The 26,686-nt window shown below is 35.3% G+C and carries 30 protein-coding genes, 3 tRNA genes and 1 pseudogene; 21 read left to right on the top strand and 13 right to left on the bottom strand.

Annotated elements, in window-relative coordinates; all coding sequences use genetic code 11:
- Positions 1 to 120: 120 nt before the first annotated feature.
- Both IHO40_RS00575 and IHO40_RS00570 read right to left on the bottom strand, forming a co-directional pair.
- On the bottom strand, positions 121 to 426 hold the full coding sequence (locus IHO40_RS00575; protein WP_225536259.1) for a hypothetical protein: 306 nt from the start codon (positions 424 to 426) through the stop codon (positions 121 to 123).
- Positions 427 to 520: 94 nt separating this feature from the next.
- Positions 521 to 829 carry an ankyrin repeat domain-containing protein gene (locus tag IHO40_RS00570; RefSeq protein WP_225536258.1) on the bottom strand — a complete coding sequence of 103 codons (309 nt, stop codon included), beginning with the start codon at positions 827 to 829 and terminating at the stop codon, positions 521 to 523.
- Positions 830 to 1,323: 494 nt separating this feature from the next.
- Between IHO40_RS00570 and lepB the strand changes: the two genes are divergently transcribed.
- A complete protein-coding gene (gene lepB / locus IHO40_RS00565) occupies positions 1,324 to 2,118 on the top strand; it encodes a signal peptidase I (protein WP_225536257.1) in 795 nt (264 codons plus the stop codon).
- Positions 2,119 to 2,121: 3 nt separating this feature from the next.
- Here the strand turns inward: lepB and hscA are convergent, their stop codons facing one another.
- From hscA to iscU, 4 genes are read right to left on the bottom strand one after another with little or no spacing between them, the layout of a single operon-like run.
- Positions 2,122 to 3,888, bottom strand: coding sequence for a Fe-S protein assembly chaperone HscA (gene hscA, locus IHO40_RS00560; protein ID WP_225536256.1), 1,767 nt, complete (start codon positions 3,886 to 3,888; stop codon positions 2,122 to 2,124).
- Complete coding sequence (locus IHO40_RS00555; RefSeq protein WP_225536255.1) at positions 3,866 to 4,324, bottom strand: iron-sulfur cluster co-chaperone HscB C-terminal domain-containing protein; 459 nt, start codon at positions 4,322 to 4,324, stop codon at positions 3,866 to 3,868. The genes hscA and IHO40_RS00555 overlap by 23 nt, the downstream gene beginning before the upstream one ends.
- Positions 4,317 to 4,721 (bottom strand): HesB/IscA family protein, encoded by a 405-nt coding sequence (locus tag IHO40_RS00550; RefSeq protein WP_225536254.1) that lies wholly within the window; start codon positions 4,719 to 4,721, stop codon positions 4,317 to 4,319. The genes IHO40_RS00555 and IHO40_RS00550 overlap by 8 nt, the downstream gene beginning before the upstream one ends.
- On the bottom strand, positions 4,718 to 5,104 hold the full coding sequence (gene iscU / locus IHO40_RS00545) for a Fe-S cluster assembly scaffold IscU (RefSeq protein ID WP_225536253.1): 387 nt from the start codon (positions 5,102 to 5,104) through the stop codon (positions 4,718 to 4,720). Before iscU ends, IHO40_RS00550 begins: the two co-directional genes overlap by 4 nt.
- 179 nt (positions 5,105 to 5,283) lie before the next feature.
- Here iscU and ftsY point away from each other — a divergent pair, with 179 nt between their 5' ends.
- Positions 5,284 to 6,195, top strand: a complete 912-nt coding sequence (gene ftsY, locus IHO40_RS00540) for a signal recognition particle-docking protein FtsY (RefSeq protein WP_225536252.1) — start codon at positions 5,284 to 5,286, stop codon at positions 6,193 to 6,195.
- Here ftsY and radA read toward each other — a convergent pair.
- From radA to IHO40_RS00510, 5 genes and pseudogenes are all read right to left on the bottom strand, one after another.
- Positions 6,182 to 7,530 (bottom strand): annotated as a pseudogene (gene radA / locus IHO40_RS05950) (DNA repair protein RadA). The gene ftsY and the pseudogene radA sit on opposite strands and share 14 nt — an antisense overlap.
- 349 nt (positions 7,531 to 7,879) lie before the next feature.
- Positions 7,880 to 8,857 carry a quinone oxidoreductase family protein gene (locus IHO40_RS00525; protein WP_225536268.1) on the bottom strand — a complete coding sequence of 326 codons (978 nt, stop codon included), beginning with the start codon at positions 8,855 to 8,857 and terminating at the stop codon, positions 7,880 to 7,882.
- Between the two features lie 93 nt (positions 8,858 to 8,950).
- Positions 8,951 to 9,024, bottom strand: a tRNA-Pro gene (locus IHO40_RS00520).
- Positions 9,025 to 9,903: 879 nt separating this feature from the next.
- Positions 9,904 to 10,452 (bottom strand): aminoacyl-tRNA hydrolase, encoded by a 549-nt coding sequence (pth, locus tag IHO40_RS00515; RefSeq protein ID WP_225536249.1) that lies wholly within the window; start codon positions 10,450 to 10,452, stop codon positions 9,904 to 9,906.
- A complete protein-coding gene (locus IHO40_RS00510) occupies positions 10,452 to 11,063 on the bottom strand; it encodes a 50S ribosomal protein L25/general stress protein Ctc (protein ID WP_225536247.1) in 612 nt (203 codons plus the stop codon). Before IHO40_RS00510 ends, pth begins: the two co-directional genes overlap by 1 nt.
- A 541-nt stretch (positions 11,064 to 11,604) precedes the next feature.
- Between IHO40_RS00510 and IHO40_RS00505 the strand changes: the two genes are divergently transcribed.
- The 4 genes from IHO40_RS00505 (at position 11,605) to IHO40_RS00490 (ending at position 14,451) form a co-directional block, all read left to right on the top strand.
- Positions 11,605 to 11,880 (top strand): hypothetical protein, encoded by a 276-nt coding sequence (locus IHO40_RS00505; protein ID WP_225536246.1) that lies wholly within the window; start codon positions 11,605 to 11,607, stop codon positions 11,878 to 11,880.
- Positions 11,881 to 12,100: 220 nt separating this feature from the next.
- Entirely contained in the window at positions 12,101 to 12,298 is a 198-nt protein-coding gene (locus tag IHO40_RS00500; protein WP_225536245.1) for a hypothetical protein, read from the top strand.
- Positions 12,299 to 12,389: 91 nt separating this feature from the next.
- Positions 12,390 to 12,953 (top strand): hypothetical protein, encoded by a 564-nt coding sequence (locus IHO40_RS00495; protein WP_225536244.1) that lies wholly within the window; start codon positions 12,390 to 12,392, stop codon positions 12,951 to 12,953.
- Between the two features lie 154 nt (positions 12,954 to 13,107).
- The gene (locus IHO40_RS00490) at positions 13,108 to 14,451 is read left to right on the top strand and encodes a dihydroorotase (RefSeq protein ID WP_225536243.1); all 1,344 of its coding nucleotides are present in this window, start codon (positions 13,108 to 13,110) and stop codon (positions 14,449 to 14,451) included.
- Positions 14,452 to 14,611: 160 nt separating this feature from the next.
- Here IHO40_RS00490 and IHO40_RS06215 read toward each other — a convergent pair whose 3' ends face one another.
- Entirely contained in the window at positions 14,612 to 15,760 is a 1,149-nt protein-coding gene (locus IHO40_RS06215; protein ID WP_255585917.1) for a SurA N-terminal domain-containing protein, read from the bottom strand.
- A gap of 235 nt (positions 15,761 to 15,995) precedes the next feature.
- Here IHO40_RS06215 and mnmE point away from each other — a divergent pair, with 235 nt between their 5' ends.
- From mnmE to ruvC, 15 genes are all read left to right on the top strand, one after another.
- A complete protein-coding gene (gene mnmE, locus IHO40_RS00475) occupies positions 15,996 to 17,321 on the top strand; it encodes a tRNA uridine-5-carboxymethylaminomethyl(34) synthesis GTPase MnmE (RefSeq protein ID WP_225536240.1) in 1,326 nt (441 codons plus the stop codon).
- Between the two features lie 47 nt (positions 17,322 to 17,368).
- Positions 17,369 to 17,456, top strand: a tRNA-Ser gene (locus tag IHO40_RS00470).
- Between the two features lie 532 nt (positions 17,457 to 17,988).
- Positions 17,989 to 18,501 (top strand): hypothetical protein, encoded by a 513-nt coding sequence (locus IHO40_RS00465; RefSeq protein WP_225536239.1) that lies wholly within the window; start codon positions 17,989 to 17,991, stop codon positions 18,499 to 18,501.
- 22 nt (positions 18,502 to 18,523) lie between these two features.
- Positions 18,524 to 18,772 (top strand): hypothetical protein, encoded by a 249-nt coding sequence (locus tag IHO40_RS00460; protein WP_225536237.1) that lies wholly within the window; start codon positions 18,524 to 18,526, stop codon positions 18,770 to 18,772.
- Positions 18,773 to 19,102: 330 nt separating this feature from the next.
- A complete protein-coding gene (locus IHO40_RS00455; RefSeq protein ID WP_225536236.1) occupies positions 19,103 to 19,273 on the top strand; it encodes a hypothetical protein in 171 nt (56 codons plus the stop codon).
- Between the two features lie 206 nt (positions 19,274 to 19,479).
- Complete coding sequence (locus tag IHO40_RS00450; RefSeq protein ID WP_225536235.1) at positions 19,480 to 20,322, top strand: ankyrin repeat domain-containing protein; 843 nt, start codon at positions 19,480 to 19,482, stop codon at positions 20,320 to 20,322.
- On the top strand, positions 20,322 to 20,636 hold the full coding sequence (locus tag IHO40_RS00445) for an ankyrin repeat domain-containing protein (protein ID WP_225536234.1): 315 nt from the start codon (positions 20,322 to 20,324) through the stop codon (positions 20,634 to 20,636). Before IHO40_RS00450 ends, IHO40_RS00445 begins: the two co-directional genes overlap by 1 nt.
- 89 nt (positions 20,637 to 20,725) lie before the next feature.
- A complete protein-coding gene (gene rplU, locus IHO40_RS00440; RefSeq protein ID WP_225536233.1) occupies positions 20,726 to 21,022 on the top strand; it encodes a 50S ribosomal protein L21 in 297 nt (98 codons plus the stop codon).
- 16 nt (positions 21,023 to 21,038) lie between these two features.
- Positions 21,039 to 21,308: a 50S ribosomal protein L27 gene (rpmA, locus tag IHO40_RS00435; RefSeq protein ID WP_225536232.1), complete on the top strand. Its 270-nt coding sequence runs from the start codon at positions 21,039 to 21,041 to the stop codon at positions 21,306 to 21,308.
- A gap of 1 nt (position 21,309) precedes the next feature.
- Positions 21,310 to 21,386, top strand: a tRNA-Ile gene (locus IHO40_RS00430).
- 64 nt (positions 21,387 to 21,450) lie between these two features.
- The gene (gene metK, locus IHO40_RS00425) at positions 21,451 to 22,623 is read left to right on the top strand and encodes a methionine adenosyltransferase (protein WP_225536231.1); all 1,173 of its coding nucleotides are present in this window, start codon (positions 21,451 to 21,453) and stop codon (positions 22,621 to 22,623) included.
- 116 nt (positions 22,624 to 22,739) lie between these two features.
- Complete coding sequence (locus IHO40_RS00420; RefSeq protein WP_225536230.1) at positions 22,740 to 23,426, top strand: TenA family protein; 687 nt, start codon at positions 22,740 to 22,742, stop codon at positions 23,424 to 23,426.
- Positions 23,426 to 24,124, top strand: a complete 699-nt coding sequence (locus IHO40_RS00415; RefSeq protein WP_225536229.1) for a TenA family protein — start codon at positions 23,426 to 23,428, stop codon at positions 24,122 to 24,124. The genes IHO40_RS00420 and IHO40_RS00415 overlap by 1 nt, the downstream gene beginning before the upstream one ends.
- A 47-nt stretch (positions 24,125 to 24,171) precedes the next feature.
- A complete protein-coding gene (locus IHO40_RS00410; RefSeq protein ID WP_225536228.1) occupies positions 24,172 to 24,999 on the top strand; it encodes a cytochrome c oxidase subunit 3 in 828 nt (275 codons plus the stop codon).
- Complete coding sequence (ruvC, locus tag IHO40_RS00405; RefSeq protein WP_225536227.1) at positions 25,000 to 25,488, top strand: crossover junction endodeoxyribonuclease RuvC; 489 nt, start codon at positions 25,000 to 25,002, stop codon at positions 25,486 to 25,488.
- Between the two features lie 98 nt (positions 25,489 to 25,586).
- Here the strand turns inward: ruvC and ligA are convergent.
- Positions 25,587 to 26,686, bottom strand: a 1,100-nt coding sequence (ligA, locus tag IHO40_RS00400; RefSeq protein WP_225536226.1) for an NAD-dependent DNA ligase LigA, incomplete at its 5' end; no start/stop codon positions are given.

Genomic DNA, 26,686 nt, shown 5'->3' with positions numbered 1-26,686 from the left:
GAACTCACTTTTACTCTATGATTAACCTTTTAGAGTATCTTGTCTATCTCGTTTCACCACTCCGCTGGACGGGTACAAAAGCGGCAAATGGAATCGTGCCTAGGTACAGGAACACCTTCTTCACGGATGAATTTCCTGTGATTTCAAACATTCAGGGGTAATGACATTCTTAATTGCAGTACCTATACTCATATGACGATCTTTTTGCCTTTCTTCATTCATCTTTTCACAAAATCCTCCAATACCGTAACCTACCAACGCACCAACTACTATAGCTGCAACAAATACTGCAATAACAGCAACAACAGAAGTTAAGGCAGCAGCACCTATAAGATAGGCTATGCCTAAGCCTAACAATAAACCAGTGCAAGCAGTTATAATAGGCAACTTATTTCCTTTGGTCTCTTTATTTGATAGGAATTTCACTACATCCGTCTTGCCACTGTTTTTGGCCGGACCTAAAGCAGCTAAGCCGCAATTATCTTTTTTACAAACATCAGCACCTTTCTCTGCAGAGTATTTAACTGTATCTGAGTGGCCATTTTAAAGCAGCCAAATGTAAAGCAGTGCGGCCGTCATTACTTGCTTGGTTAATATCAACATTTTTTTCGTCTACAAAGTATTTAGCTATGCCTAAGCAGCCACTTAAAGCAGCTAAACATAACAATGTACACTTAAAACAAAGCCGACCGTCTATAAACAGCACGTCGAATAGGTAGGTTTCACTAAAGTTTTCCTGCTTCCACTGTTCGTATGTATTTTTGTCTTGTTTTAGTAATTCTACCTTTATTTGTTCAAGTATATCACTTGAGTTGTTGGACTCTACCATATTTAGTATCTGATCTCACTATTCCAATGTTAAACCCATACTTACCTCTTACTAAATTAAAAAATGATAATATGATTTGATTATTGTACACTTTTGTAAGAAAGTTAAGATTTGTGTACTTCTTTATATTTTATATAAACTTATCATTATTTGCCTTGACTTGCTGCAGTTGAGTCAACAATACGCATAGAAAAAATAATTCAATAGAAACATACTACAAATCAGCGCCACAAAAATTTTAAATATTGACTTTTACCAAAATCACAAAAAGTACCTATATTTGCGAGAACAAGCTGAGTAAAAATAAGATTGTGAAAGTAGTGGCTTGAAATTGTTGCAACAAAACTAGGCAAATTAGTTCATACATAAATTTAGTGAAAGTAAGCTAATATGGCTAGCTTTAGCGTATAATATAATCACCATATTAAGAAATTCTCAAGGAACAAGCGGTATAGAAACAACGCCTACGAGTAAAATTTCATATTACTGCTTTTATGTGTTATAATAAGCTTAAATTTATAAGAAAAACAAAGTTGGAAAAGTTAGAAGAATTAAGAGGAAACTGGGTAACAAGAACAGGAAGATTTTTATCTTCACTGTTTTTTTTGCTGCTGATTGCGCTATCAATACGTAGTTTTTTATTCGAGCCATTTCATATCCCTTCTGGTTCGATGAAAAGCACTCTGCTTGAAGGAGATTATATTTTTACCAGTAAATATTCATATGGTTACGGTAAGCACTCCTTTCCATTCTCTCCTAATATTTTCAGCGGCAGGATCTTTTATATCCCTCCAGAGCGTGGTGACATAATAGTTTTTAAACCTACAAAAAACGATAGCATCAGGTTTGTTAAACGAGTAGTAGGAATACCAGGCGATAAAGTGCAAATAATAGAGGGAGAATTATACCTAAATGATCAGAAGGTAAAGCGAAGGCAAATTGAAAGCTTTTTTGATTATGAATCAAGTCGCAGTATACCAAGGTATATAGAAACACTCCCAGATGGAAGAAAATATGAGATTTTGATAGATAATGTTTCCAATAAACTATCGTATAATACTCCAGTTTACTATGTACCTAACGATCAATTTTTTGTTATGGGAGACAATAGAAATAATTCTTTTGACAGTAGATTTCCTGAAATTGGTTTTGTACCAATGGAAAACATAATTGGGCGTGTGAGCATAGTTGGTTTATCGTTTAAATTGGGGAAGATTGATTGGTTACCATTTAATTTCAGAGTACCTGTTGCACTGAGATTTGACAGGATATTGCACAAGGCTGTGTAAACTCTACCTATTTGTCAATTCACACAACTCTAAGGAAGAGTTTTCCAATTTAGCGATAGCATTATTGATTTCACTCAAATCATTTCCTTGTAAAGCTTTTTTTGCGTTTTGCAGTAGATTTTTTAACCTTTGATCAGAGGAAAGACTATTATTACCTTCAATCAGACGTATGAGTTTGTTGCCATCAATTTTAGCTTCTGCAAGGGAACGAGCCTTCATATCTTCATCAAAGTTGTCTATTGACTGGTTAACTATATCTTGAACATCGGCTTCACTTAAACCAGAACTTGAATTTACTTCAACTATCTTCTCAATTCCAGTGTTTTTTTCTCGTGCAGTAACAGTCAATATCCCGTCAACATTAACTGTGAACTCTATCTCAACTCTTGCAGAACCTGAAGACAATGGTGGTATACCCTCAAGCTCAAATTGTGCTAGAGATTTGTTATCTTCTATCATTTCACGTTCCCCCTGATAAACGTGAATTTTCATTGCCGTTTGCCCATCGAAGTAAGTTGTAAACTCTTTTGTTTCTGAAACTGGCAATGGCGTATTTCTTGGTATGATTTTTTCAACTATTCCTCCCATAGTTTCTATGCCAAGTGATAAAGGCAAAACGTCCAAAAGAATGTTCCTATCTTTTGAGTTTGAAGTTAAATAATGAGCCTGCAAAGCTGCTCCAATAACAATCGCCTTATCCGGATCTATATCATTCAGTACCTTATTTCCAAAGAGCTTGGCTAGTGAGTCTTGAACTAATGGCACTCTAGTTGCACCACCAACTAAAATTACTCCTTTTATGTCATCAATTTTAAGATCTATATCGTCTATAGTACGAGTGACTATGTTGATAGTCTTGTTAACCAAGGGACTGATTGCTTGCTCGAATTCTTCTTTGGTAATTTTGCACTTAAACAACTCGCCATCGACGTTGAATTCAAAAGTGCCAAAAGCATTGCTGCTAAGGTATTCTTTCACAGTACGTATATCAGCGTTATGTGTTGAAATGACAGCAGAGTGCTCTTCGCTTAAACCTGCCTTTTCTCTATACTTATCAAGTACAATTGAACTTAGTAGGTAATCAAAATCATCACCGCCAAGTTTGGTATCACCACCAACTGCAAGGACTTGAAACACTCCTTGGTGTAATTTCGATATCGAAATATCAAATGTCCCGCCGCCAAGATCATAAACTGCGTATATTCCACTACTGTTGTTTTTTTCAATCGAATAAGAAAGCGCTGCAGCAGTTGGCTCATTAATGAGGCGAAGAACTTCTATACCAGCTAATTTCGCTGCATATTTGGTTGCATTACGTGCTGAGTCGTCAAAGTAAGCTGGTACAGTAATCACTGCTTTTTTTACTTCTATTCCAATAGACTTTTTTACCCTCTCACATAGAGCTTTCAATATCTCAGCAGATATTTCAACAGGAGTAAGATATTTATCCTCTGCGCATTTTACCCTAATAACTTTTTCACTTTCGTTGTCTATTTCAAAATTAACGCCTTCTTTGTGCAAGTCTTTGACACTTTTACCCATTATGCGTTTTATAGAGCAGACGGCGTTTTGGTCAACATCATAGCCGGTTTTCAATATGTTATTTTCATATGAAAGAGCAGAAGGCAGCAGCTCACGCCCTTGTTCATCTTTAAATATTTCCACGTCACCAGCTTTATTCACTATAGCAATTAAAGAATTGGTAGTACCGAGGTCTATACCAAACACTGCTTCATTTGAATTTGGTTCAGAAATTTGAATTGGCTGCATTTTTCTTCATCTCCTCAAATGACTTATATAAATATTTCAATCTCAAAACTTGCGTAGTGGCTTCATCAAAATTCCTTACAGCGAAAGCTTTAATTAGGCTTTTAGTGCAATCTTTTACCTTTTCATCAATCATTCTACTTGCAAATTGTAGATTATCACAGTCTAGCAAATACTCTCTTATTTTCATTGATTCATTTAATATCTCGGAATTTAGATAGCCCTTTTGGCTTTTCACACCAAAAAGATCCAGCAAATGCTCGGCACGTTTTAGTGGGGACTTGAGCACTTGATAAGCTTTGTTGATATTTTCCATATTTTTGGACTGCCCTTCATTTATGTCAGTTCTACTCAGCTCAATATATTTTTTCTCTAGCTCATCAAAGCTGATGTTGAAAGCTAGTTCGATTCCAAACAATGTAAAATAGTTGCTAGACATGAAAACTCTCTCCACAGCCACATTTTCCTTTCTCATTAGGGTTTTTAAAAACAAAGCCCGATGAGAGTTTTTCCTCTACATAATCCATTTCAGAGCCAAGGATGAACATGACAGATTTTGGATCGATTAATACCTTGACTTTTTTGCCATCACTGCAGCTTTCTTCAATTACCGACTCTAAAGGACGGATATCATATGCGTATTCAATATCATATTTTAAACCAGAGCATCCCTTTTGTTTAATTAGAACTCTTATTCCTATTGCTTCTTCTGATTTCTCAAGGTTATTATGCTGTTTTTTATCCAATAAATACCTTATCCTTTCCACTGCATTTGCAGTTATGGTGATAAGTTTTTTATCTTTCTTTGCAGCATTTACTCCTTGGTATTTACTCATAGCTGTTTTTGTTTGTTTTGGTAATCATGAATAGCAGCTTTTATAGCGTCTTCGGCAAGCACCGAGCAGTGTATCTTCACTGGAGGCAAAGACAACTCTTCCACTATTTGAGTATTTTTTATCTTTGTTACATCTTCAATAGTTTTTCCTTTGATCATCTCTGTAAGCAAGGAGCTCGAAGCGATAGCAGAACCACAACCAAATGTTTTAAATTTTGCATCCTCGATAACACCTTTGTCATTGACCTTTATTTGCAATTTCATAACGTCACCACATGATGGTGCACCCACCAGGCCAGTGCCAACATTTGGATCATTTTTATCCAGAGAACCAGAATTCCTTGGATTTTCATAATGATCTAAAATTTTCTCATTATAACTCATAGAATTACCCGTAAACCACTACTTACATTATAAACATATTTAGGTTAAAACTAAAGTAAAATGTACTAGCAAACCGTGCATTTTATGAGTAAAATATACCGTTTTTGAGTGCATTTTACTTTACAAATTCATGTAGTACATGTCATTCTTTACATTGCAACTTTAAAAGGAGTATTTGCTTGAGTTTGTTTAGTAACCTTTATAAAGGACTGTTAAAAACTTCTTCACACTTTAGCGATGGGGTAAAGAGTATTTTTTCTGGCAAAAAAAAATTAGATCAGTCGCTTTTGGATGAGCTAGAAGAGTTGCTAATTAGTATGGATATCGGTCATAAAACTTCTAAGTTGATTATTGACAGGCTCACAAGCATCAAGTTTGATAAGGAAGTTGAGCATAACATTATCATGCAGCAGCTAATAAGCGAAATAGAATCGATATTGGACCCTGCTGTGCAAGCGCTAATTTTAAACAAAAAACCACATATAATAATGGTATGCGGAGTGAATGGTAATGGTAAAACCACAACTATAGGTAAGCTTGCGTATAAATATAAGGAAATAGGAAAGTCCATTATGCTTGTTGCATGTGACACATTCAGAGCTGCTGCTAGTGAACAGTTAAATATCTGGGCAGGACGTTCTGGTTGCTCCATTGTCACTGGAGAGTATGGTAGCGACTCTGCAAGTGTAGCATATAGAGCTGTAAGTCAAGCTATAAAAGATAACATTGATGTTGTTCTGATTGATACAGCAGGCAGACTTCAAAATAATGTAAACCTTATGGAGGAGTTATCAAAAATATATAGAACAATAAAGAAATTGGATGATGCTGCTCCTCATGATGTTATTTTAGTTCTCGATGCAACCACCGGCCAAAACGCTTATAGCCAACTAGAGGCATTTAGCAAAATGGTGAATGTTACTGGGCTAATCGTAACTAAGCTAGATGGCACTGCTAAGGGCGGAGTAGTGATTGGGCTTGCGGAAGCTTATAAGGTAAAGCTGCATGCTATAGGAATTGGCGAGGGTATAGAGGATCTTAGGGAGTTTACTAGTAAAGAATTTGCTGAAGCGCTGTTTAACTGTGATTGAAGATATCTCTTAACTCCTTTATGTGACCAAGCTTAATTATCTCAATATCATGGAAGAATAGTTTCCATTTTAGGCGTAATTGCTTTTTTAAACCCCAGTTTTTGTGCTTCTTTGAGCCTTAGGTCAACATGTGAGATGTTTCTAATCTCTCATAAAAGTGCAACTTCGCCACAAATTATTAAAGAAGTTGGCAGTGGTAAATTTACTATGCTTGAAAAAGGTAAGCAGCAACAGCAAGATCAGCCGATGGCTCTCGTATTTTCAGTCCTCCCGCGATGTTCAGATACACTTCTTTTTTGTGTAAAGACATCTTACAACGAGCATTTAATACTGCAATGATCATGGCTAATCGATTGATATCCCATCCAACCACTGCTCTTCTTTGGATTTTCCATGCTCGTTCCCGCCATCAATGCTTGAACTCCCATCAAAATTGGTTTTGAACCTTCAATTCCTGCGAATACAGCACTGCCGATAACTCTTCTATCATCAATATTTCCTGCTAGAAATAATGATGATGGATTATCGATAGGCACGAGTCCTGCTTCAGACATTTTGAAAGCACCAATTTCATTTGCAGGGCCGAATCTGTTTTTAATAGCACGCAAAATGCGGTATTGATTACTATTTTCACCTTCGAAATATAGCACTGTGTCCACCATATGTTCCAAAGTTTTAGGTCCAGCTATTTGTCCATCCTTAGTTATATGATCAACTACTAAGAGGGAAGCACCATGTTGTTTTGCAAGAATGGTTAATTCATAGGCACAAGTGCGAACCTGATTCACAGTCCCTGGTGCTGATGTAATTTCGCTATCATACATCGTTTGTATGGAGTTAATAATTAAGAATTTTATATTTCTATTTTCTCTTATCGTTGTAACTACACCAGCTAAAGACACTGTAGATAAAAGCTTAATTTTAGACTTATTTATCTTAAGGCGTTTTGCTCTGAGGCTCACTTGTTCCAAAGATTCCTCCCCGGATACATTAAAAACACTCGAGGGAGGAAAGTTGTGCAACGCTAGCTGCAATTCTGAGTAAAAGGGTAGATTCCCTAATTCCAGGTTTGCCACCAATTAAAATGCTTGGACCTTTAACAATACCACCATCAAAAACTCTATCCAACTCTTCTATTCACGTCAAAAGACGATCCGGGGTAGCAAACTTATCATCCGATAATGCCTTTATTAAAATTGGTACAGATGTACTTTTCGCTTCTGTTCTTACGACTATTTCTTCAACAACTGTGTCCCAATTATCACACGCAATGCACCTTCCTACCCACCTACCAGTGTTGTGACCGCAGGATTGACATACATATACAGTTTTCATAAAAGCTAAAGTTGTTTTTCGCAATTATAATAAAGATTAGTTAAATATGCGATAAGCACTAAGCCCTAGATGTATAGTTCCAGAGTGCAATAACGCAACATAGAGGGATTATCATTGAAGGAGGAGCTAAATCTCTTACATAACCTGCTTTCTCTGATTTTGCGCCAAAATTTGCTTACACTTCTAAAATGTTCCAAGTACTCTGCAGTGCTCATCTGTGCTTCTCCTAAAAATTCCTTACCATAAATTGGTTGTGTAAGGGATTCATTACAGCGCGATTGCGGGTACTTTGCGCATGCATGGACTTTAACATAATCTAGTGAGCAGTTGATTGAAATTGCTGATTTATTCAAGAGACTTTAATGATATTCAGTCCACTTACTTTTCTATCTTCCATATCGCGATGAGCCTCTATTATTTCATTGAATTTATATTTTTTGTTAATCCTCACAGTTAAAAGTTTTTTCCTTATCATCTCAAAGATTTCCATTGCAGTAAGCACTAATGTGAATCTGTCATACTTATAATGATATATCGAGGTTCCTGTGGCAAATAGCGAACGTGAGCTAAGTAAAGAAAAGCTAACCGGAGCGCTGCCTGATATCTGACCATAGGAAACATACATGCCGAACTTGCCTAAAGATTCAAAAGAAAGCTTGCTTGTAGCATAGCCTATCGGGTCATATACTGCATCTACTCCTTTATTTTGTGTAATCTCCATAATTTTAGAAACAAAATCTTTATCATTGTAATTTACTGCGTATATGCAGCCATTCTGTAAAGCTATCTTCATTTTTTCATCAGAACTTACAGAACCTATAACCATCCCCTTTTTATCCTTTACCCATTGGCATATTATCTGTCCTAAACCACCACTGGCTCCATGCACGAGCACAACAGCGCCAGGTTTTATTTTGTAAGACTGGTTAACCAGATAGTGAGCTGCCATGCCTTTAAATAGCACTGCTGCTACAATTTCATCCGGTATTTCGTCTGGAATTTTTATCAGATATTTTTGGTGTATGGTACGTTTTTCGCAATATGCTCCGGGTGGTGCTGTACAATATCCAACTCTATCTCCAATTTCTAAGCCACCGCTTACTTTTTTGCCAAGCTTTTCAATAATTCCAACTGCTTCTACTCCAATCACTGATGGCAGGTTTTTAATTTTGCGGATGCCTTTTCTATGCTCTAAGTCATAACGATTTAAACCGATAGCTGTGTGACTTACCAAAACTTCCCCGCTTCTTGGCTCATTTGTACTTTTATCTACAAATTCCAATACTTCCGGTTCTCCAGTTCTTTTTATTTGTACGGCTTTAACCATGATGGACATAGTAAAAACTGCGCCTATATTACCTGATAATCAGTATCTTGTAAAATTATTTAGAAATCTGTAAGACATGTGTTGATAAAAGAGTCGGGGCGGAGAGATTTGAACTCCCGGCCCTTTGGTCCCAAACCAAATGCGCTACCAGACTGCGCCACGCCCCGATTTCTTTATTTAAAATAGCAATAACTAAGGTAAAATGCAAGGTTCATTTATTTATCAAAAAGCATTTGTTTTTGTCCATCATAATACCTTTGCGGTAGCTGGATGACATTTAGATTTTTTAGCCATAGAAACTGAAAAACTACCTGACAACCTTCGTCGTCACCCTTGTCATAGTAATGGAGCTATTTATTTGACTTCCCAATCTGTGCAGATTTAAAATGACAAGAAAACTTATATTCGGCGTATTATTGTTTAATTTTTCACACTATGTGCACTGCATGTCTTTTTAAAATTTCGGGTTTTTATCCATACAAGCTGAAACGCGCTTATAAGTAGTTTAGAACATCACCCAACGCCGGATTTTAAAATAGAGAGTGGAATAACTAGCTAACTTGGGGTTTTATTGTCTTTTTTTTCTGCTTGGCAAATTTCTTAAATATTATAGCTTAGACTAGTTGCGTTTAAAAGCAGCTAAATTGCAGCGTTTAAGACATAAAAATGCCAACACCAAAAATAAATACTCACCAGGGTTTCTTTTACCTTTTTTATTTAATAGATTTCTTAAACATTTATAGCTAGTTGCAATTTATGAACAAACATTTGTTTTATAATAGATGGTGTCATTCTAGTGCGTGATGCACAGCTGTACGAACATTGCAATTAGCAGATAATTTGCGTAACAGACGATGTAATCTTAAGTGTTCCGACACTGGGATCCAGCCTTTCTATAATCATCAGAAACGTCATATTTTAACATAAAAATAAAACAGCTGCTTTTATACTCACCAACTTAATAAAATTCCTGGATGCCAGTATCAAGCACTGGTATGACATCCTCCTAATAGCACAATGTTCGTACAGCTGTGACCATAGATTGGTTATGCAAGAGATCTAATAAAAGCTGTGTTATCTTCTTGCAGCATGAAGCGTATGTTTTTTGCTATTTTTTCTACTAAGTGGATGGCGCTGTTAAAATTTGCGAATTTGGACAATACATAATCCGCTAGCTCTCTTTGATCATTGGGCCTTCCTATTCCGAATCTCAGGCGCCAATAATCATTACCAATAAAACTATCTATGGATTTAAGTCCATTATGTCCAGCAGAGCTGCCACCCTTCTTTATTTTTATTCTTCCAAGCTCCAGATCAGCATCATCATGTATAATAATAATATTATCTAGCGAAAATTTATAAAAGTTTCGTACTTTTGCAACAGAGATACCTGAGTTATTCATAAATGAATAAGGCTTTAGCAACATAGTTTTACTTTCATTAATTATGCCAGAGGTTATCAGGTAATCAGCTTTTTTTAAGAACGGCTGAAAACTCCAACATTTGCAAATTGCATCGACAATGATGAAGCCAATATTGTGATAAGTGAGCTCATATTGGCTACCTGGATTACCAAGCCCAACTAGCAGATACACTATTCCTCTGTCTTTGCTTGAGGTTCTTCAACATTACTATCGGCAGTAGAAATTGTAACAACAGTGAAGTTTTCTTCTTCATGTGCTGCAAGTTTAACACCTTCTGGCAATTTCACATCATTTATGTGTATAGACTGGCCGATCATTTTACCAGACAGATCAACTTCTATAGCCTGAGGTATTTTGTCAGGAGAGCATTTAACAGTAATAGAACGACATAAAATGTTAAGCACTCCACCTAGTTTGATTCCTGGAGATTTGCTTTCATTTATAAATGATAAAGGTATGTCTATTTTAACTTCACTGCCTTTGTCAACAAATTGAAAATCGATATGTTGTACAGTATCCTTTACTACATGCCATTGAATATCACGAATAAGAGCATATTCTTTTTTACCTGAAATATTCAATTCTATCACATGTGCAGAAAGGGAACCTGATTTATATTGTTTCGTGAATTCCTTTGCGGACAATGTTAAATTCACATTATCATGTCCTTTACCGTATATAACTGCAGGAATATATCCTTTCTTTCTCAGAAAATACATCGCTTTTGTTTTTGTTACATCACGTAATTCTGCATTAATTGTTACCATTTCTTGTTGCACCATCGATTGCTCCTACTCAACTAATCTTTTTAATGTAATTTAGTATATAACATAAAAATATTTATTTCAAACTTCATTACTCGCAGTGTGTGCAAAAAATTTATAAGGTACACGTGTTACATATGAAAATATTGTTTAATTAATATGATTTAATAATGCAACACAAAAAATATTTATTTTAGACTCTATCCCTATTGTTTCTCCTGAATATTCAATAATTATTAATAATTTTAACATATTATAAAGCATAGTGATTTTATTAAAAGTTTATAAATATAGATAAAAAATAAAGACTTTACCCAACACAGCAGCAGTCGTTGTAACATGGATTCCAAAAGACATTGGAAAAACGTTGCTAGGTGGTAAAAGCAGCGAACTTAACTATGTGGATATATTAATCAAACATAAACAAGAAACTAATGAGGGCAGAGATATTTTTTGTTTGTTAATGGACCAGGATTTAAATCAGGTCAAATCGAGGAACTTAGGGATAATTTTAAAGGGGTTGGTGGAATACATATTGTAGATCTACATGACCATAAATATGGCCCTTGTTAGAAAGAAATTGATTAAGAGTGGAAAGGATATAAGCATTCAAGATTATTTTCATAACACGTATAGCAAAGAACCCGGGGGGAAAGAACGCACTTTGCAATTAAGATTGATACCTTTCGGTATATTGCAGCTTATTGTATGCTATGTGAGCAAAAGGGGTCTCGAAGAAGGAGTAATTTATATGGATTTTGATACTCTCGATAGCATTAGTAACGATAAGTACAAAGAGCATAGGAAAAAACTTTATTGTAGGGATGATGAGTAAAAAGGTACAGGAAGTGACATAACAATTCCTGATGGAATTTTAGCGAATAAAAATGGTAATGACATAATTGCTGTTATAAATTCACTTAATATTGAAAAAAATCTATGATAAGTATAAGCAGAATATACTCAATCAGAATGAAATAAAGACAAAATTTGAAGAAAAGTTAGGTAAAGAAAAGATTGAGTAACTAATCCAAGCTAGACCTGATAAAAATACGATGTGTGCAGTACTATATTCTAAGCTTGATAAAGCTTATTTCTTTGAGCAAAATATTGTCCAGCTCACTTTTAATCGTGAATTAGACAGCATGTTTCAATCATGTGATGTTGACTTTATTAAAAATGGAGGTGAGTACTTTGCTCAGGAACAGAAAATCTATGATCAAAGGTTTGCCATAATGATTTTCCTGGTGTAAGGATCTTTACATTTTATAAGCAGCTAATTTAATAATAACTTAACCATTGGGAATGTAAAATTATAATATATTAATTAGCTAGGGATTAAAAATGTCAACAAATTGGTTTCATGATTTTTTTTTCGGTTCTAATGAATCGACAATAGAGACACTAGAAAAACTTCAAAAGATGGATGCTGAGCAGTTTCAAAGGACATTTAGTGTGTTAAAAGAATTGCAAAAAGGTCAGCAGTTCAACACTGAGCAGATCCAAATCGCATTTAGCGGATTAGAGAAGTTGCAAAAAGGCCAGCAATTCAACGCTGAGCAGATTCAAAGTATGCAAGAGCACTTAAATCGCTTGCAAGAAAGACTCGCATATGTAGAGGAAAAAGTAGAAAAACTTACAGACACAGTAGTAGATCAAGAAAAAATAATGCTGACTTGTTGTATCGTAGCCAGCGTTGTTGCTATAGCAGCGATTAGTTTTATTGGCTTCTGCATCTACCAGGGAATTAAGAGTGAAAGGGAGAAGCAAAAGGGCTTGTTAGATACAACGGATGCAAAACCTAATAGCCTAGAATCAAATACACCAAGTGCAAAACTTAGTGCAGGCGATAAATTGAATGATTTACAAGTAGATTGGCAAAATAATAAATTGTTAGCGAATCTATAACACTCTTCATTGTAAAGGTGTTACATAACTTGTAACACCTCATGATCTGAATTAAGGTAACCAGAGATCTTTAGCTACGTAGTTTGCATTTTAATTTGGTTGTTTTTTATAAAAAAAAACTTTAGATTTACTTCATAATCAACACTGCAATTTGATGACTAAAACTTGGAATTTATTGCAAACAGGGCAGAGAGAGGGCTACAAAATTGCATATACAAATGCCCGAATTATCGATCCAGAAACTAAACTCGATATAAAAGGTTCACTGCTAACTGAAGGAAATAAAATCGTTGATTTTAGTGAGTCGTTATTTTCAAATGGAGTTCCAAGTGGGATTGATGAGACAATAGACTGTGGAGGATTCGTTCTCATGCCAGGCCTTATTGACATTCACGCGCATTTTCGTGAACCAGGTCAGGAGCATAAGGAAACTATACATACAGGTAGCAAATCTGCAGCTGCAGGAGGTGTTACGACTGTGGTTTGTCAACCTAACACTGCTCCAGCAATTGATAGCGTTGTTTTGACTAAGTATTTGAAATATAGAGCGCTTGAAACTTCATATGTAAACGTTGAATTTTACGCTAAAATCACCACTCCAGAAGAAAAGTTGACTGAAATGGCACTTTTAAAGGAAGCAGGTGCAGTTGGGTTTACTGATGATGGTATGCCAGTTATGAATCCAATGATTATGAGACAGGCGCTACTTTATTCAAGTATGCTGGGTGTTCCTATTGCTCAGCATGCGGAAGATTTAAATTTATCAGCAGGCGGTGCAATCAATGAAGGTAAGATTTCTGAGGAATTGGGAATAAAGGGAATTTTAAGTGCATCAGAATCGGTCATGGTAAGTCGCGATATACTGCTCATGAAAGATATGGAAAACGTGCACTATCACGTTTTACACGTTTCTGCAAAAGATTCACTCGACGCTATTAAGCGTGCAAAAGACTTAGGACTGAATGTTACATGCGAAGTAACACCTCATCACTTCACTTTAACTGAGGACATAGTAAAACAACATGGAGCAGTTGCAAAAATGAATCCGCCACTTCGCACCAAAGAAGATCGATTGGCTATGATTGAAGGTTTAAAAACAGGTGTGATTGATTGCATTGCAACTGATCACGCGCCACATGATCGTAGTTCCAAAGATCTGCCACTTGAGAACGCTGCATTTGGTATCGTAGGCCTTGAGACGATGCTGCCTCTTTCACTTGAACTTTATCACAGTGGGCAAATGAGCCTGTTTGACGTATTTGCAAAATTGACATGCAAACCTGCGGATATAATACACGTGCCACGCGGTCGTATACAAAAAAACCTTGCTGCAGACTTAATTTTGGTTGATCTAAATTACGAATGGGAAATAAAAATTGACAACTTCGCTAGTAAATCGAAAAATTCTCCTTTCGATGGGTGCAAGGCAAAAGGATATGTAGTGCGTACTATTGTATCCGGCAAAACTGTGTACTTGCAAAATAGATCTCTTGAATAGCCTGCCTTCTGATGGTAATTTCTGCGTTAAAACTTGCTTACGCTCTTCAGATACTTCAAGTATTTTGCAGTGTTCATCCGTGTTTCTCCTAAAAATTCCTTACCATAAATTGGTTATGCAAGGATCTAATGATATATCCGCTCGAAAGTTCTAGTTTCAGTTAACTATATCGATAACTGACAGCTGTATTTTTACGCATATCATTCAGTAGCAAGTTGCTTTGTATCATAATCTTTTGTTGGTATATCTGATGTTTAATAGCTTTTGTGTCTGCAGTATTGCTTTTGATATCGCACAACATCATTAACCTGGCAGTGCTATTTTCCCTGAATTCTACTATTTCATTCATCCCTGTTTTACTAAACAAGGCCTGTAAGTCAGGGTTTAAATCCCGCATCCTTATTTCAAATTCTTTTGCATTTGGCAACTTAAGATTATCTGCCAACTTATCAAAATTTAAACAATTGACTTTCTGCTCTTTGAGATCATCTAATGAGCTTTCAGAGCTTTTAACTACTACCTGTTTTAATTTTAAAGTGCTTTCCAGTAGTGCATGATCGAGTTGTACTTTATCTGTTACTTTTACAATGGAGTAACCTTTGCTAAGACTTACTGGACCTGCTATGTCACCAGTTTCTAATCCTTCTAAAGCACTCTTGAGGTTGCCTTTCAATTGATTCAAATTAACTGTTGCTTTACGCATCTTTATTGGAGGTTCTGGAATAAAGTCGTTATTGCTATCGCGTAATTTTTTCGCCAAATCTTCAGCTATGCTATAAATATTCTCGCCCTCTTGGCCAGAAACTATGAACTCTTGGAACGTGATCAGATAATCTGGCTTCTCTATTTGCCCTTTTGCATCGTTTACTTCCTTATCGCTTATATTGATAAACGGCACGATTCTCATTTCAACAATTTTGCCATACAAAAGCTGACATTTTATTTGTTTTTTTAAGATGCTAAGGTCTATATTATGTTCTTTTATATATTGATCAATCTCATCATCCTTAATTTTAAAGCTTTGGGTTAGAAATGACACAACGGCATCATTTAACTCTTCATTACTCAATTTTATATTTAGCCTTTGCGCCTCATTAATAATGATAATTTCGTCTATTAGCTGCCTCAGAATTTGAAGCCTTAGTTCCTTCCCATTTTGAGTGTGAAACAGTGAATTTATCAGATTAACGCGTTTTTCAATATCTAAATTTGAAATTGGTTCACCATTTACATCTGCAATAATTTCAATTTCAACCGCAAGCAACTTAATTGGCAATATTATCAATAATAAAATTAGTATTTTACGCATAAGCAAGATTATTTAGTTAGTAATTAATTCTATGATAAATATTAAGTCAATACTAGCTAATAGGTGACTTTTGTAATTTTTTTTATTTAATATATTCATATATATCCTTGATTTATTAATACAGTAGTGCTATGTTAATACAAATTAGTAAAATGAATAAAAATTTTGAGCGCTTTCAAATTAGGTATTTTGGTTTCTTAAGTGTAGCATTGTTGAGAAATAAACTAGCTTATGTATGACGAGCACAGGTGAAACTATTTTCGCTTTATCAACTGTATTTGGTAAGTCAGGGGTTGCAATAATCAGGATTTCAGGTAGTCGGGCGCTTAAGGCTTTAAATCATTTTCATGTTACAAAAGACATCAAACCTAGGTTTGCCACTTTAGTTGATCTATATGATGATTCAGGTCAATTAATCGACAATGGAATAGTCATTTATTTTCCTGCTCCAAACAGCTTTACCGGTGAAGATGTTATAGAGTTGCAAATACATGGAAGTAAAGCAGTTATAAAGATTATCTTGGAGGAATTATCAAAAGTCTTTTTCATGGCTAAGCCTGGAGAATTCTCACTTAGAGCCTTTCTAAATGGCAAGTTTGGTTTAACACAGATAGAAGGAATTGCCGACTTGATTGATGCCGAAACAAAAATGCAAGCTAAGCAAGCAATCAGGCAGATGTCAGGAGAATTAGAAAGGTTATATAATGGTTGGAGACAGAAATTGATAGAAATGCAATCTAAAATCGAAGCATATATAGACTTTCCAGAGGATGTTATAACAGAAAGAAACGAGCTAGAAAAAGTCAGTAATGAAGTGCAAGTTCTCGTGCAGTCAATACAAGATCACCTAGATGATAATAGATGTGGTGAAAGATTGCGTGAGGGTTTACATATTGTAATAACTGGCAAACCAAATGTTGGTAAATCAACGCTATTTAATTTTCTTGCCAAACGCGATATTGCTATTGTTTCTGAATATGCAGGCACAACAAGGGACGTACTTGAAGCTCATATTGACATCAACGGATACCCGATCATCCTTTCTGATACTGCCGGAATTCGTGAGAGCTCAGATCCGGTAGAATCAGAAGGCATAAGTCGTGCGAGAAAAAAGTCTTGTGAAGCTGATTTAAGAATAGAATTATTTCCTTTTAAACAGTGTCACAATATCGATTGCAGTGTTAATAGCGACACCATTTATGTGCTGAGTAAAGCTGATGACGCTAACGATAATCACAACATAAAAATTAACAACATAGATTTTTTACCTATTTCTATTTTAAAAGGAATAGGTACAGATAGGCTGATCTCTATGATTAAAGAAAAAGTAGAGGAAAAATTGGGCTGCAATAGAAACGCTCCTCTGATTACTCGGCAAAGATATAGAAATTGTATGCAGAGAGCTATAGAACATTTACAGCGTTTTAATATAGACAATCCAATTGAACTAATATCTGAAGACTTAAGGCTTGCAGCAATTGAACTTGGTGCAGTAACTGGGGTTATTAGTGTTGAAGAAGTATTGGATGATATATTCAATAATTTCTGTGTGGGCAAGTGAAATTTTTATAGATTGCTTGGAATCAGATGTTGTGATAAAAAAGAAGTGGACGGATGGCCGAGTGGTTTAAGGCACCAGTCTTGAAAACTGATGTACGTGATGAGCGTACCATGGGTTCGAATCCCATTCCGTCCGTATACTGTTTAACATAACTCAAGTCCAACTTATCAGCCCATTTTTGCTCAATATGTGTACCTTTTTTTTGGGTAAGGTCAATTCGGTATTTATGGACGGCCTCTACCTGAGGCATTTAATTCAGCCTGAGAGGATTTGTTTTGACACACATCTTGTAGTATTTCCAAGTTCACGCTAAGATATCTGTATATCAATATTTATTACTTTTTTACTATTTGCTGATACTATTTTTAAGATTATGTTAGATTGAGTATATCTGAATATTATCTTGCTTTGGAAAAAAAACGGTCTTTTCATGGTGATATCTACCAACTAAGGTAGCTAATGCTATTTCTCAAACCTGCAGTGGACAGAAAATATCCTTTCCGCTTAGTTACAGAAATGGAATCAGCTACGAGTTTTGATGATATTGTTTTCCAGTATGAGCAAAATGGGACAACAGTATATATGCTTATACAAGTTAAGCATAAATTAAGACGACAGTAAAAAGATCTGTATAGGTGACTTATTAACAAAAAGTGGTAGACTTAACTTGGTAAAACACTTTGCTGCCTTTTTAGAAATTCAAGGCAATGAAGAGTTTAAAAATAAGATAAAAGATTTTTTTATTGTTATAAATGCTGATTTTTACCATGAAGGTCTAGCAGGCAAAGGAGTTATAGTTGAAAAAATAGAAACACAGGGTGAGTTTCTGAATATAGGCAATAGTGTAAAATATAAGCTTAGAGACTTACATAATAGTATTGTTCAATACTTAAAGCAAGGAATAAGTGCTAAAGGTAGCGAAGTAAGTGATAAAGAGATAAGAGACTTTTTAAATGAACTAGTGTTTGTAGTAAATTCGCCTAATAGTGCTGAGCTAGAAAAGTTAATCAAAAATGAGATAAGTGATAACTTGGCCAGAAGGTTTAAGTACTTTGGTGACAATGAATTTGCTTACTATGCGTTTTTTATGATGGCATTGGGTTGGATAAAGGATAGAGAAGGACGTTTCCTTTCAACAAAAAGGGAGAGGATTTTTCGAAAAAGTAGAGCACTTGGCTAGTACTTTCAGCAGGATGAAACTGATGTTAAGGGAAATAAAGGAAAGGCTTGACAGCATGATGGGAGGAAAGTTAGCTTCGGACGATACTCAACAAGCACATTTTCATAAAGAACCTATTTGGTTTAATATGAGGTATCCAGTTAGAACATTTACTGGAAGAAGAAGTGGATTACAAAGGATATACAAAGGGTTCCATAAAACTGTAGATGAGCAAGCGGAAGTATCACAAATAGTTGTTATTGGTGGTCTTTGGGGGAATAGGAAAAAGTAAGTTAGCTAGGAAATACGCTTATGAATATGGAAAAGATCATAATAGCAATATATGGATAAATGCTGAAACACAAAGTAGCCTAGAAGAATCATTTATAAGGATTAGCTAAGGAATTAAATAAGAGATTGCTTGAAAGTCCAAAAATTTCTATTACAGAAGAGGGAATCAAGTCTATCGTTAGAGACATATATAAGTATTTTTAGGATGTAGAAAGTTTTTTATTTTTGACAATGCTCAAGGATACAAAGATGTTAGTAAATTTTTCCACTCTCTTTTCGTGACTGTAAGAAATCTTATGTTTTAATTACTTCTCATGACACAAAATCGGGAGTGGAAGGAGTAGAATATGAGAAAGGAAGAATAGAAGTAATAAGGTTAGGCGTACTTGATGAAACGGAAGCTTTGGAATTTGTTAAAAAGGCTTTGAACATAGTAAATAATTTACAGGATGAAAAAATAAGAGAACTAACAAAGAATTACAGTATCTTCCGTTGGCTTTAGGGCAAACAGTTGCATATATTCACAACTAAAACGAGGAGTTAGCACCTTAAGGAGAATTTGGGATAAGTGAGCACTTAAAAAAATATAGGTAGCAAGCGGAGAAATTATTTGCAGAAACAGAAAGCCTACTAAAAAGATGGCTGCACGACGAGGAAGAGGAGAATGAAGAAAAACATAGTAAGAGAGTTCGGTATAATAAGATAATTTTGACAACCTGGAATGTTACAATTGAAGCTATAAAACAAAAAGAATTTGGATATTCTGGAAGTAATGGCTGTTTTGCCCCTAGTAGTATCCGTGTAAAAGAGGTCTTTTTAAAGCTAATATATGATAAAGCAAAGTTGTCTGACATTCTTGAATTACTCAGTAAATATCCGTTGATTGACTCAAAAAGGAAAAAGGCAAGCGTTCACATACCAGCGGAATTAAAGATACAAATAGAGGAAATCTTTTTAAAGTTATTAGTGAACAGCGAAAAGAGGATGTGGAATGCTGTTAAGTTACTCGATGGATATTCAATGATTGACTTAGAAGTAGGAGTAGCAAACATTCACAGACTAGTGCAAAAAGTGACTGAATTAAAATTAGAAAAAGAAAGTCGAGAGGAAGAGGTCTTAAGGGAGACTATAAAACTGATAAACGCTGATTACATACTCGGAGATTATATTGTTGTATCTGTTTGGGGGTATGCAAATAAGCACGATAAGTTGATCGGTAACTTTTATTTTAATTTCACTTATAGTATACGAGAGTGTATGCCATTACATTCGCTTGCTGAAAGTGGTGATTATGAGTCAGTTAAGCTCATATTAACAAATATAGAAGACATGCAATTAGGTAGATTAAATTGTGTTGTTAACGCTAAGAATAAAGATTGTGTTACTCCGTTACATGAAGCTGCTTATAGTGGAGAATTAGATATATTGAAGTATCTTATCAGTAAGGGTGATGACATTGATTCTGGTAACATAAAACTGCTACACTTTGCCGTTCTTGGACAAAACCTGAGAATCGTGGAGTATGTGATCAATATAAGGTGTTTATATTAATGCTAGATAGATGTGGTAGAACTCCACACACTACTCTGCTTTGTGTAAAAGCTCTAACTATAACAGAATATTTCCTCAAAAAAGGTGATGATGTTAATGCTAAAAATGAAGATGGCAATACTTCACTCCACCTTGCTGTTGTGATGGAAAACGTTGATATAGCTATGATGCTACTGACAGACAATTCGGACGTTAACGCTAAAAACAACAAAAGAATGACAGCATTACATTATGCCACTGATTTTTATTATAGGGATCTTGTGAAGTTGCTTTTAACTCATGGTGCAGTTCCTGTGTCTGCTGAAGGTGTTTAATGTAGCTTGAGAGGAGGAAAATTATTTGTCTTGACAGCATATATGACATCCTTTACGATTAAAGTTAACAGTGAAAGCGTATATTTGTTATGTTTGCGGTGATTGAAACAGGTGGGAAGCAGTATCTAGTAAAAAAAGGTAGTGTAATAAAAGTAGAAAAACTGGAAGCTGAGGAAGGAAAGGAGGTGGAGATTGACAAGGTAGTTTGCCTTTTAAACAACGGTTTATCTTATTCACCTAATGCTACTGTTAAAGCTGAAGTGCTTGAACAACGTAGAGGGAAGAAAATTATAATTTTTAAAAAGAAGAAAAGAAAGAATTATCGTAGGAAAACTGGCCATAGGCAATATATAACTGTTCTTCGTATCAATGAAATTAATCTTTAAAAGTAAGGGGTAGGGTATGGCAACTAAAAAATCAGGTGGTAGTTCCTGTAATGGTAGAGATTCCGCAGGTCGTAGGTTAGGGGTAAAAAAGAACGGAAAAGTTATTCCTGGTAACATAATTGTCCGTCAAAGAGGTACAAAATTTCACCCTGGAAGGAATGTCGGTATGGGTAAAGATCATACAATTTTTGCTAAAGTGGAAGGCTGGGTCAAATTTAGAAAGTCAGTAAATAAAAAGACTTTTATAGATATCTTGCCTGCGGATAATATACAAATTTCAGCTTAGGGGGTCTGTAGCTCAGGTGGTTAGAGCGCACGTCTGATAAGCGTGAGGTCAGAAGTTCAACTCTTCTCAGGCCCACCATTTAGTAATTGCTAGCTAGATTTTCTATAACAACTTTAATATTGTATGAGCAGAAGCCTAAAGCATGAGTTTATATAAAAATTTAGTCACCAGTGAATCAGTTGCAGCTGGTCATCCAGACAAAGTAGCGGATCAAATTTCAGATGCAATACTTGACGAGTACCTTTTTACTGATCCTTTCTCGCGAACCGCAATAGAGACTTTAGTTACTAAAGATAACGTTATTATAGCGGGAGAAGTGTTTGGGCCTAACATCGTAAATAGCAGGATTGAGAATATTGTACGCAGTACAATAAAAGATATTGGTTACGAACACAATGGTTTCCACTGGAGAAGAGTGAAAGTAAATATATTGTTGCATAAACAATCAAATGACATTGCAATAGGGGTAAATCGAGGTGCCGGAGATCAGGGCATTATGTATGGTTATGCAACAACAGAGACAAAGAGTCTCATGCCAGCGCCCATTTTTTATGCACACTTGATTTTAAAAAATATCATGAGTATAGCTAAAGAAGCAAAACTTGGTCCAGACGCAAAATCGCAAATTACCTTAGCGTATGAGAATAATCTGCCAGTACGTACTGAGAGTATTATCGTTTCAATACAGCACCCTGAAGATCTGGATCAATTAAAAGTAAAGGAAATAATTTACCCTTGCATAGTTTCATCTTTACCTAAAGGGTGGATGTGTTCTGAGGAAAATCTCTTGGTCAATCCAACTGGTAGGTTTGTTATTGGTGGACCAGTTGGTGATTGTGGATTAACCGGACGAAAAATCATGGTTGATACTTATGGGGGATATATTCCGCATGGTGGGGGAGCGTTTTCTGGAAAAGACGCAACAAAGGTTGATAGATCTGCAGCTTATATGGCAAGGTATCTTGCTAAAAATATTGTCTTTGCAGGTTTAGCCGAGCGATGTCTTGTGCAGCTTTCTTATGCAATTGGTGTATCAAAACCTACCTCATTCTACATTGATACATTTGGTACAAATACGGTAGATGGGAAGAGAATTAAAAAGCTTATCGAAGATAACATAGATTTATCAACTAAAGGCATCATCAAACATTTATCGCTTAACCGTCCTGTATATAAACGTACAGCCTGTTATGGACACTTTGGTAAGGAATCAGAAGAAGATGGTGGGTTCTCTTGGGAAAACATAGATTTATCTGATGTTTTTTGTAGGAAGTTTAATATGGGGAACAACAAAAAAATTTCTTTAGACTGCTAAAGTTTTTGATTTATAGCTTAATACTGATATACTAACCTATTGTTAAAGTATAATTAGCTTTTCATAATAATTATACTATATTAGTAATAATTTTCATATTTATGGGGGCTCACAAAATGTGTAACAGAATAAAAGAGAAATTCTACGATATAGTTGTAAGAGAATCGTCCGATCTTATTGAAAAAATAAAAGAACATCCTTTCAATGTTGAGCTAATGAACAGTACGCTAGATTATGAAAAATTTAAATTTTATCTTCAGCAGGATTTCTTATATTTAGTAGACTGCACTCGTGCTTTGTTGGTTATTGCAGCTAAAGTGAATGACGTTGAAATAATGAATAGTTTAATCAATGTAGCAAGGGGAACATTTGATGTTCGAAAACAATATAAAAAATATTTTGAAGATTGTGATTTGTCTGATAATCACAAGAAATCAAGGACTTGTTCTGCCTTTACTGACTTTTTCATGTGTGCTGCATATCATAATTCTGTTGCTGAGGCTTTAGCAGCATCTTACCCCTGCTTCAATATATACCAAATCGTTGTGCATCATATGATGAATAAAATAACATCTAGGGAGGTTAAAAATAACAAGTACGAAGGGTGGATCGACATTTATAATAGCAAAACAATGGATGCTGCAATTTATGAGGTTACCAATATTATAAATAAGCTATATAAAAAAGCTGGTGAATACGAGAAGAAAAGAATGAGTGAGTTTTTTAAGAGAGGGCTGGAGCTAGAGTTAGTGTTTTGGGATGAGGTGTATTACTTTAATACACCTATGGTAAAAGCGTGTTAGTGGAAAGTTGCTTACATCTTGGTCTTGATGGTATTATAGTGTTCAGTGGCATAATTAAGAGTTACTATGGATCAAATCTTTTAAAGGACATGATTGAACATCCTTTTAATGTTGAATTGGCAAATAATACTCTAAGCATAGAGAGCTTCAAATTCTATGTTCAACAAGATGCCTTATTCTTGAGTGATTATATTCGTACCGTTTTAATCACTACGTCCAAGGTAGAAAATTGTAACAACATTACCCCACTCATAGAAGTGGCTCAGGGAGCAATGGCCATTATGAGAGTTTTATATAACCACTACTTTGCTGTGTATTCCATAAATCGTGGAGAAAAGTCCCTTGAATGCTTCAATTTCACCAATTTTCTTTTGTCTACCTCATATAACGACACTTATGAAGCTATAACAATTTTATACTCCTGCCATTTTATATATAAGGTTGTTATTGATAGTATGAAGAGTAAGATCAAGAAAAATAACAGATATAAAGATTGGTTTGATTTTTATTGCGGTAGTTTAGTAGAGTCTGGGTGCATCGCTTTAGAGAATATTGTTGATGAATATTGCCAAAAAGTAGGGGGAAATGAAAGGAGCAGAATGCTTGAATTATTTAGAATCAGTGCACAATTTGAGTTGGACTTTTGGAACAGTGCGTATAATGTTTCAAAATTCAATCAAGTGCCTGAGGAACATTGACAATTTTGAGCTAATTTGTATGCTTAATACATATTTTTGAAGATGGTATGAAAAGTAAAGAACATGATTTTCATTTAGTGGACCCAAGTCCTTGGCCAATTGTTATATCAGCGGCAATTCTTATTCTTGCGCTTGGGTTAGTTGGCACCCTCCATAAACAGGTTTTTGGAATACTTAGTTTAATTTCAGGAATATCTGCGGTATCATGGGTATTATTTTATTGGTGGAGGGACGTAATAAAAGAAGCCATTTATGATAAATGCCATACTGACGTTGTAAAAAATGGACTTAAGGTTGCAATGTACTTATTTATCTTTTCAGAAGTTGTATTTTTTATAGCGTTCTTTTGTTCATTCTTTAAAGCCTGGCTTAGCCCAGTTTTTTCATTTGAAGCATTTTCTCCTACAAAAAGGGTTGAATGGCCTCCTGAAGGAATTTTGCCACCCGACCCTTGGTCATTACCGTTTATGAACACGTTAATATTATTGCTCTCTGGTACAACTATTAACTGGGCACATCACTCTCTACTCGAAAATGATAAAAAGAGCATGATTAAAATGCTATTAACGACTATATTGCTTGGGGTATTTTTTATAATGGTGCAAGCTATGGAGTATCATGAGGCGAGTTTTTCTCTACAAGAAACAGGAGAAAAGCTGATCTATGCGTCCAATTTTTATATGATTACCGGGTTTCACTGCGCACACGTTATAATAGGAATAATATTTTTATCAGTATGTTTGTTCAGGGCTCGGAAAAATCAATTTACACCTCAAGACCATTTATGCTTTGAATTTGCTTCCTGGTATTGGCACTTTGTAGATGCAGTCTGGATATTTTTGTTTGTATTTATTTATTGGCTGAGTGTTTTTTAGGTGGTTAAAATAATAGGTCTCGATCCGGGAATAAGTAAAACTGGATGGGCTATTATCAATCTGAGTGAGAAAAGTAATATTGAGTTTCTGGAAAGTGGTACCATATCAACTGACAGCAAGCTCAGCATAGGTGAACGTCTGTACATAATTTTCGGACAATTAAGAAAAGTAATTTCTTTGTATTCTCCAAGTGAAGCTGCGGTGGAGAAAATTTTCGTTAATAAGAGTCCTAAGTCTTCGCTAATTTTAGGATATGCTAGAGGGGTTGTAATTTTATCATTGGAGATAGCAGGGTTAACTATAAATGAATATGATGCAAACTATATGAAGAAAAGCATTACTGGAAATGGTCATGCTAACAAAGATCAAGTTATATTTATGGTAAAACAGATAGTTAAAAATTCAGATATAAAATGTCACCATGCTGCTGATGCTCTTGCTATAGCAATTTGTCACGCTCATATGAAAGATTCATGTTTTATGGGATAGTTTTTATGTACCCGTTCAGTGAGATGGTGGAATGAGATAGACAAGGTGTCCTAAAAAGGCTACACATTATCTCAAAGGTATGATAATTTAAACATTTCCTAATTTATCATTTTGTACCACTGCTCTTCATCTAAAATTTCTATACCTAATTCTACTGCCTTTTTATATTTGGATCCTGGACCTTCTCCTGCAATGAGGTAGTCAGTTTTAGCAGAAAGATTTGAGCTGATTTTTGCTCCTAGAGCCTTAGCTCTTACTTTTGCCTCCCCTCTACTCATAGTAAGTAATTTGCCGGTAAACACTATAACTTTGTTATTCAAAATAGAATCGCTAGAGTTGGAGCTGAAAGGCAGAACTTTAAGACATGTGGTAAGATCATTTAACATTTTGATGTTATGTTCCTTAGAAAAAAATGATTCCAAAGATTTAGCCGCTTTTTCTCCTATGCCATCTATACCTACCAGCTCATTGCTAAAAGATTTGGCTTCTTTCTTCTCTGCACTATCTGTATCTATCTTAGCATCATTTGGTAGCAGTTTGATCATCGAACTATACCAATTGTCGTAAGAGACATAATAATTTGCAAGCAATTCTGCTGCAACTTGGCCAATGAATCTAATACCCAAAGAAAATATAAATCTGTCTAGAGTTATTACCTTTCTGCTTTGTATAGCATTTAACAAATTAGTTATTGATTTCTCACCCCAGCCAGACTGTTCTTCTAGATTAAGTTCATTTAATTTTTCTTCTAAGGTAAAAATATCTGGGATTTGCTTTACCAAACCAAGGTCATAAAAAAACTTTATCTGCTTTTCGCCAAGGCCAACAATGTCAAATGCATCTTTCGATACAAAATGCTTCAGTTTTTCTATTATTTGAGCTCTACAGGTAAATTCCTCAGGGCACCTTATTGCTGCCCCCTCAATCTGTACTTCACTACCGCATTCAGGGCATGCTTCAGGAAATACAAATTCAGGTGTATCTGTGTGACGAGAGCCTTTATCTACTCTAACAATCTGAGGAATCACATCTCCTGACCTTTTGATTGTTACAACATCTCCTTCTCTTATGTCTTTACGTTTTATCTCATCTTGGTTATGTAGGCTTGCTCTACTGACTAGCACTCCGCCAATATTGACTGGCACTAAATCTGCAACAGGAGTTAAAATCCCTGTTCTACCTACTTGTATAAATATCT

It is taken from the genome of Wolbachia endosymbiont of Mansonella ozzardi (assembly GCF_020278625.1).
GTDB lineage: Bacteria > Pseudomonadota > Alphaproteobacteria > Rickettsiales > Anaplasmataceae > Wolbachia.
This window is presented reverse-complemented; position numbering and strand designations above follow the sequence as displayed.

Coding starts and splice junctions, on each gene's coding strand:
- IHO40_RS00500 (WP_225536245.1), top strand. CDS start 12,101: ATGTGTGCAGTACTATATTCTAAGCTTGATAAAGCTTATTTCTTTGAG.
- mnmE (WP_225536240.1), top strand. CDS start 15,996: ATGACGAGCACAGGTGAAACTATTTTCGCTTTATCAACTGTATTTGGT.
- hscA (WP_225536256.1), bottom strand. CDS start 3,888: ATGCAGCCAATTCAAATTTCTGAACCAAATTCAAATGAAGCAGTGTTT.
- IHO40_RS00555 (WP_225536255.1), bottom strand. CDS start 4,324: ATGTCTAGCAACTATTTTACATTGTTTGGAATCGAACTAGCTTTCAAC.
- IHO40_RS00495 (WP_225536244.1), top strand. CDS start 12,390: ATGTCAACAAATTGGTTTCATGATTTTTTTTTCGGTTCTAATGAATCG.
- lepB (WP_225536257.1), top strand. CDS start 1,324: ATGTGTTATAATAAGCTTAAATTTATAAGAAAAACAAAGTTGGAAAAG.
- IHO40_RS00510 (WP_225536247.1), bottom strand. CDS start 11,063: ATGGTGCAACAAGAAATGGTAACAATTAATGCAGAATTACGTGATGTA.
- IHO40_RS00460 (WP_225536237.1), top strand. CDS start 18,524: ATGTTAAGGGAAATAAAGGAAAGGCTTGACAGCATGATGGGAGGAAAG.
- metK (WP_225536231.1), top strand. CDS start 21,451: ATGAGTTTATATAAAAATTTAGTCACCAGTGAATCAGTTGCAGCTGGT.
- IHO40_RS00525 (WP_225536268.1), bottom strand. CDS start 8,857: ATGGTTAAAGCCGTACAAATAAAAAGAACTGGAGAACCGGAAGTATTG.
- IHO40_RS00505 (WP_225536246.1), top strand. CDS start 11,605: ATGGCCCTTGTTAGAAAGAAATTGATTAAGAGTGGAAAGGATATAAGC.
- IHO40_RS06215 (WP_255585917.1), bottom strand. CDS start 15,760: ATGCGTAAAATACTAATTTTATTATTGATAATATTGCCAATTAAGTTG.
- rplU (WP_225536233.1), top strand. CDS start 20,726: ATGTTTGCGGTGATTGAAACAGGTGGGAAGCAGTATCTAGTAAAAAAA.
- IHO40_RS00410 (WP_225536228.1), top strand. CDS start 24,172: ATGAAAAGTAAAGAACATGATTTTCATTTAGTGGACCCAAGTCCTTGG.
- rpmA (WP_225536232.1), top strand. CDS start 21,039: ATGGCAACTAAAAAATCAGGTGGTAGTTCCTGTAATGGTAGAGATTCC.
- IHO40_RS00490 (WP_225536243.1), top strand. CDS start 13,108: ATGACTAAAACTTGGAATTTATTGCAAACAGGGCAGAGAGAGGGCTAC.
- IHO40_RS00550 (WP_225536254.1), bottom strand. CDS start 4,721: ATGAGTAAATACCAAGGAGTAAATGCTGCAAAGAAAGATAAAAAACTT.
- IHO40_RS00445 (WP_225536234.1), top strand. CDS start 20,322: ATGCTAGATAGATGTGGTAGAACTCCACACACTACTCTGCTTTGTGTA.
- iscU (WP_225536253.1), bottom strand. CDS start 5,104: ATGAGTTATAATGAGAAAATTTTAGATCATTATGAAAATCCAAGGAAT.
- IHO40_RS00420 (WP_225536230.1), top strand. CDS start 22,740: ATGTGTAACAGAATAAAAGAGAAATTCTACGATATAGTTGTAAGAGAA.
- IHO40_RS00570 (WP_225536258.1), bottom strand. CDS start 829: ATGGTAGAGTCCAACAACTCAAGTGATATACTTGAACAAATAAAGGTA.